The following is a 6,662-nucleotide window of genomic DNA, read 5'->3' on the forward strand; positions in this document are numbered from 1 at the left end:
CAGTAGAGAGATAAACTGCTGGTCTTCTTAAGTATTTTATAGTAGATAATAGGATTATGTTCAAGTATTGAATGGTTTCAAACAATGAAGCAATACTAAAATAAATAGCAGAGTACAGGGCTGTAATGTTACTGATCAAAACAACCTTTTCTAAGGAAATTATATTATTACTATAGATATGGTGTTAACTGGTTGATATCATCTTTTATTTGTTATAAAATTAGAATGAGAATAAAATGAGAATTAAAGATTGACCTTTTCCTTAACGGGTATACAATAGAAACATGAATTAGGATTAAATGGAGGTAAATGTTATGTCATCAACATTAAAAATTCAAGATCTTCATGTTGAGATCGACGGTAAAGAAATTCTTAAAGGTGTAAACTTAGAAATCAATGGCGGAGAGATTCATGCAATTATGGGTCCTAACGGTACTGGTAAATCAACGTTAGCTTCTGCAATTATGGGTCATCCTAAATACGAAATTACTAAAGGTTCAGTTACTTTAGATGGTGAAGACGTACTTGAGATGGAAGTTGACGAGCGTGGACGCGCAGGTCTTTTCCTTGCTATGCAGTATCCGAGTGAAATCAGTGGTGTAACAAACGCAGATTTCTTACGTTCTTCAATTAATGCTCGTCGTGAAGAAGGCGAAGAAATTCAATTGATGAAATTCATCAAATCAATGGATAAAACAATGGATTTCTTAGAAATGGATCCGAATATGGCACAGCGTTATTTAAATGAAGGCTTCTCTGGTGGTGAGAAGAAGCGTAATGAAATTCTTCAATTGATGATGCTAGAACCGAAAATTGCAATTCTTGATGAAATTGATTCTGGATTAGATATTGATGCACTAAAAGTTGTATCAAAAGGTATTAATGAAATGCGTGGAGATGATTTTGGCTGTTTGATCATTACTCACTACCAACGTCTACTTAACTATATCACTCCAGATAAGGTACACGTTATGATGCAAGGACGTGTTGTGAAATCAGGCGGTACTGAATTGGCTGAACGTTTAGAAGCAGAGGGTTATGATTGGATTAAACAAGAACTAGGTATTGAAGACGAAACAGTTGGACAGGAAGCGTAAGCTGTAAGGAGGAATAGTATGACTGTTGAAACAAAACTCCCATTTGATAAGGAATACGTCAGCCAATTATCAAGTCAGTTGCAAGAGCCAGATTGGTTACAAGAAATTCGTATTCAAGCACTGGAAAAGGTAGTAGACCTTCCACTTCCAGTAGCAGATAAAACAAAAATTGATAAGTGGAACTTCACAGAGTTTGCCCATGAACTAGGTGAAGAGTCTTTAGATAACTTAGATAGTTTACCTGAGTCAATCAAAGAATTAATTGACTTAGATTCAAAATCACAAAATTTGTTATTACAACGAAATGGCGTGAATGTGTATACATCGTTAACAGAAGATTTAACTGAAAAAGGTGTTATTTTTACCGATATTCATACAGCAGCACGTGAACATAGTGACTTGTTACGCAAGTATTATATGACGGATGCGGTTAAGGTTGATGAACATCGTCTAACAGCACTACATGCTGCCTTGATGAATGCAGGAACGTTTATTTACGTACCTAAAAATGTTGAACTGACTCAGCCAATTCAAGCAATCTACTGGAAAGAGAAGGAAACTGCTCTCTTTAATCATGTTATCGTTGTAGCAGAAGATAATAGCTCTGTTACATACATTGAGAATTATTTGTCATTCGATGATAAAGAGTCAGTAGCCAATGTAATCTCAGAAGTAATTGCAGGTGCAAATGCAAAAGTTAACTACGGAGCGGTGGATCATTTTGCTAACGGCATGACAACTTATGTGAATCGTCGCGGTATAGTCGGTCGTGATGCACGAGTTGAATGGGCACTTGGTCAAATGAATGAAGGATATACTGTTTCTGATAATACGACAAACTTATTAGGGGACGGTTCTTTCGCTGATACGAAGACAGTAACTGTTGGTCGTGGAGAGCAAAAACAAAACTTTACAACTCGAATTACTCACTTCGGTAAGAATTCAGAAGGATATATTTTAAATCATGGTGTTGTTAAAGACGCAGCAACTTCTATCTTTAACGGTATCGGTAAAATCGAACATGGTGCTTCTAAGTCGAACGCAGAGCAATCTTCTCGTGTATTGATGTTAAGCGAGAAGGCACGTGGAGATGCGAATCCAATTCTACTTATTGATGAGGATGATGTAACGGCAGGGCATGCTGCATCTGTCGGACGTGTTGATCCGATGCAATTGTACTACTTAATGAGCCGTGGAATTCCACAAAAAGAAGCAGAACGACTTGTTATTCATGGTTTCCTTGCTCCAGTTGTAAACGAGCTACCTATCGAAGGAGTTAAGAAGCAACTTGTCGATGTGATTGAAAGGAAAGTTCGATAATGGATGCGAAATTAATTCGCGAACAATTTCCTATCCTTAATCAACATGTCAATGGACATCCACTTGTATACTTAGACAGTGCAGCGACTTCTCAGAAACCGCGTTCTGTTATAGAGGCAATGGATAAATATTATCGTGAATACAACTCTAACGTTCATCGTGGTGTGCATACGTTAGGAACACGTGCAACAGATGGATATGAAGGTGCACGTGAAAAGGTTCGTAAATTTATTAACGCTGATAAGATCGAAGAAATTATTTTCATGCGTGGAACGACAACTGCGATTAATACTGTTGCATCAAGCTATGGAAGGGAAAACTTATCTGAAGGTGATGAAATTGTTATTACACCAATGGAACACCACAGTAACATCATTCCATGGCAACAAGTAGCGAAAGTAACAGGTGCAACATTGAAATATATTCCACTTCAAGAAGACGGGACAATCTCGTTAGATGATGTGCGGAAAACAGTTACTAAACAGACGAAAATAGTGTCAATGATGTATGTGTCAAATGTACTTGGTACGATTAATCCAATCAAAGAAATTACAAAAATTGCGCATGAGAACGGTGCAATTATGGTAGTTGATGGGGCACAAAGTACTCCACATATGAAAGTTGACGTACAAGATCTTGATTGTGATTTTTACGCTTTTTCTGCACATAAGATGTGTGGTCCTACCGGTGTAGGGGTTTTATATGGTAAGAAAGCTCTTCTTGAACAAATGGAGCCTGTTGAGTTTGGAGGAGAAATGATTGATTTTGTTGACCTCTATGATTCAACTTGGAAAGAGCTTCCTTGGAAATTTGAAGGTGGAACACCAATTATTGCTGGTGCAATTGGTTTAGGTGCTGCGATTGATTTTCTTGAAGAAATAGGTCTAGATAATATTGAACAACATGAACATAAATTGGCACAATACGCATTAAACCGTTTATCTGATGTTGAAGGTATGGAAATCTATGGACCGAAAGTGAGAGCAGGCCTAGTTACATTCAATATTGCAGATGTTCACCCTCATGATGTCGCGACTGTTCTTGATACAGAAGGGATTGCAGTGCGAGCAGGACACCATTGTGCACAACCATTAATGAAATGGCTTAATGTTAGTGCTACAGCACGTGCAAGCTTCTATCTTTACAATACAGAACAAGATGTCGATCTGCTTGTAAATGGATTAATTAAGACAAAGGAGTATTTCGGCGATGTCTTCATATAATGTGAATCTTGATCAGTTATATCGTCAAGTCATTATGGATCATTATAAGAATCCACGTAATCGTGGTACTTTGGAAGATGATAATGTGACAATTGACATGAATAATCCTACTTGTGGTGATCGTATTCAACTTCATTTAAAGCTAGAAGATGGGAAGATTGCTGACGTTAAATATGATGGAGAGGGCTGTTCAATCAGTATGTCTTCAGCATCTATGATGACTCAAGCTATTAAAGGATTAGAAGTGGAAGAAGCATTAAAGCTCTCAAAAGTATTCTCTGATATGATGCAGGATAAAGAGTATGATGAAGAGGATTTGGATTTAGGTGATATTGAGGCTTTACAAGGAGTCTCTAAATTTCCAGCACGTATTAAATGTGCAACATTAGCTTGGAAAGCACTTGAAAAAGGTGTTTCAGAACAAGATAACAATTAGAACCACTCAGCGAAAAATGAGAGGTTAACCATATATAAGGAGGGAACGATAGATGGCTAAAAAAATGCCTGAAATTGGTGATTATAAATATGGCTTCCATGATAAAGACGTTTCCATCTTCCGGTCAAAACGTGGTTTAACAAAGGAAATCGTTGAAGAGATTTCTAACATGAAGGAAGAACCACAATGGATGTTGGACTTCCGTTTGAAGTCACTTGAACATTTCTATAACATGCCTATGCCACAATGGGGCGGAGATATGGCAGACTTAAACTTTGATGAAATTACGTATTATGTAAAACCTTCAGAGAAGTCTGAGCGTTCATGGGATGAGGTACCAGAAGAAATCAAACGTACTTTTGATAAGTTAGGTATCCCAGAAGCTGAACAGAAATATCTTGCAGGTGTATCAGCACAGTACGAATCTGAGGTTGTATACCATAATATGCAAGAAGACTTGGAGAAAATGGGAATTATTTTCAAGGATACTGATTCAGCTCTACGTGAGAACGAAGATTTATTTAGACAATATTTCGGTACAGTTGTACCACCGGCTGATAACAAGTTCTCTGCGTTGAATTCAGCTGTATGGTCTGGTGGATCATTCATCTATGTACCAAAGGGTGTAAAAACAGACACACCACTACAAGCATATTTCCGAATTAATTCAGAGAATATGGGACAATTTGAACGTACGTTAATCATTGCTGATGAAGATTCTTCTGTCCACTATGTAGAGGGTTGTACTGCACCTGTTTATACAACGAATTCACTGCACAGCGCAGTAGTAGAAATTATCGTTAAGAAAAATGCTTACTGCCGTTATACAACAATCCAAAACTGGGCGAATAACGTATTTAACCTCGTGACGAAGCGAACTGTGTGTGAAGAGAACGCAACGATGGAATGGGTTGACGGTAATATTGGTTCAAAACTGACAATGAAATATCCTGCTGTCATTTTAAAAGGTGAAGGTGCACGTGGTATGACACTTTCAATTGCATTAGCTGGAAAAGGTCAACACCAAGATGCAGGTGCGAAGATGATTCACCTTGCACCAAATACGTCATCTACAATCGTATCAAAATCGATTTCAAAACATGGTGGAAAAGTAACATATCGTGGTATCGTTCACTTCGGACGTAAAGCAGATGGTGCACGTTCTAACATTGAGTGTGATACACTCATCATGGATAACAAATCAACTTCTGATACAATTCCATATAATGAAATTCTAAATGAAAATATTTCATTAGAGCACGAAGCGAAAGTTTCGAAAGTATCAGAAGAGCAACTGTTCTACCTTATGAGTCGTGGTATCTCTGAGGAAGAAGCGACAGAAATGATCGTAATGGGCTTCATTGAACCATTTACTCGTGAGCTTCCAATGGAATATGCAGTAGAGATGAATCGCTTAATCAAGTTCGAAATGGAAGGTTCAATTGGTTAATAGCTGAAATCCTATGGTATTAAAAGGTTCAGTTAAGAATCAGTTATCTTAATAAAGGAGTCGTGCCGATTTTGTGCCGACTCCTTTATTTTTTTATACAAATCAAACTACTGTTGTTCGCGACTTCTTTCTTATCTGAATGTGTATTGGTAGTTATTATTATAATTAGTCTTAAAAATGGTTTGAAACTATCCAAATTGAACTCTGATGGGTTTATAACTTACCTCTTATAATCCCACCTTAAAGGAATTTAAGCTCACTCCAATAAACTAATTACTGTTTAAAATATCTTTTCAAGTTAATCCTAATATACTTAAGCAATATTCATACAAGTCTGATCATTTATATACTTACTTTGTTTCTTCAATTGTTTTAACTAATTTTATTCCATCTATTTCTTCAAAACCAACAAATTCAAGTTTTTCAATAGAAAGAAATTTAACTGATGAAGAGTGTGATAAAGGAAAAATAACAATAAAAATTGTTGGACGTTAACCACACTGGAGAAATTCTTTACTTGATTTAGGTATTGATGCAAGGTATTTATTTAAAGACCCGTCAGAGCCAGCGCTTGCAATTTATAATACTGATATTGTTGTAGATGGTGAGATTAATGAAGGTGACCTATTAGAAATAGGTAAATTCATGTTAGAGAATCCAAGTTACGAAGCGAATAATTAATATCATTAGCCCTGATATATGTCAGGGTTTTTTTATGTAAAATAAACTGAACAAATTGTAAAAGGGCGAATTGGCTCTTGGTGTCTACTTGTTGTATTGGTTTATTTGTATTTTATTAATAAGTATATGATATGCTCAAAACAACATTTATACAAAGTAGGGGAAGGTTCTATAAGTGAAAAGACGTTATATTGTGAGAATATTTTATTTATAGTACTTATACAGTGGCTTATGATAAGGCATTTATTTTACCTGATGGTTTTAAGGCTGTGCATATGTGATTTATAACATAGAAGGGGCACCAGCTTTGGGATCAAAGAAAGGCGCTGTTAGGCATTATTTTGATGATGATGGCATTTCAATAACATCTTCACATTATGATTTTGGGTGGGAAGGAAAAAGTAACTCAGGTTTTCGTAACTTAGATTACTATTATGCAAGTGATATAAAAAAAG

Annotated in this window: 5 protein-coding genes; all 5 read left to right on the forward strand. The window is 36.4% G+C overall.

All coding sequences use genetic code 11. The annotated features are described in order from the left end of the window. The first annotated feature begins 314 nt into the window (after positions 1-314). The 5 genes from sufC to sufB are packed head-to-tail and all read left to right on the forward strand — an operon-like array spanning position 315 to position 5,526. Positions 315-1,097: a Fe-S cluster assembly ATPase SufC gene (gene sufC, locus BFG57_RS12545; RefSeq protein WP_069717827.1), complete on the forward strand. Its 783-nt coding sequence runs from the start codon at positions 315-317 to the stop codon at positions 1,095-1,097. Positions 1,098-1,115: 18 nt separating this feature from the next. Further along, on the forward strand, positions 1,116-2,417 hold the full coding sequence (gene sufD / locus BFG57_RS12550; protein WP_069717828.1) for a Fe-S cluster assembly protein SufD: 1,302 nt from the start codon (positions 1,116-1,118) through the stop codon (positions 2,415-2,417). Next, positions 2,417-3,640, forward strand: a complete 1,224-nt coding sequence (locus BFG57_RS12555; RefSeq protein ID WP_069717829.1) for a cysteine desulfurase — start codon at positions 2,417-2,419, stop codon at positions 3,638-3,640. The genes sufD and BFG57_RS12555 overlap by 1 nt, the downstream gene beginning before the upstream one ends. Continuing rightward, a complete protein-coding gene (gene sufU / locus BFG57_RS12560; RefSeq protein ID WP_069717830.1) occupies positions 3,627-4,076 on the forward strand; it encodes a Fe-S cluster assembly sulfur transfer protein SufU in 450 nt (149 codons plus the stop codon). The genes BFG57_RS12555 and sufU overlap by 14 nt, the downstream gene beginning before the upstream one ends. 52 nt (positions 4,077-4,128) lie before the next feature. Beyond that, complete coding sequence (sufB, locus tag BFG57_RS12565) at positions 4,129-5,526, forward strand: Fe-S cluster assembly protein SufB (RefSeq protein ID WP_069717831.1); 1,398 nt, start codon at positions 4,129-4,131, stop codon at positions 5,524-5,526. Positions 5,527-6,662 lie beyond the last annotated feature (1,136 nt).

It is taken from the genome of Bacillus solimangrovi (assembly GCF_001742425.1).
Classification (GTDB): Bacteria; Bacillota; Bacilli; order Bacillales; family Bacillaceae_N; genus Bacillus_AV; species Bacillus_AV solimangrovi.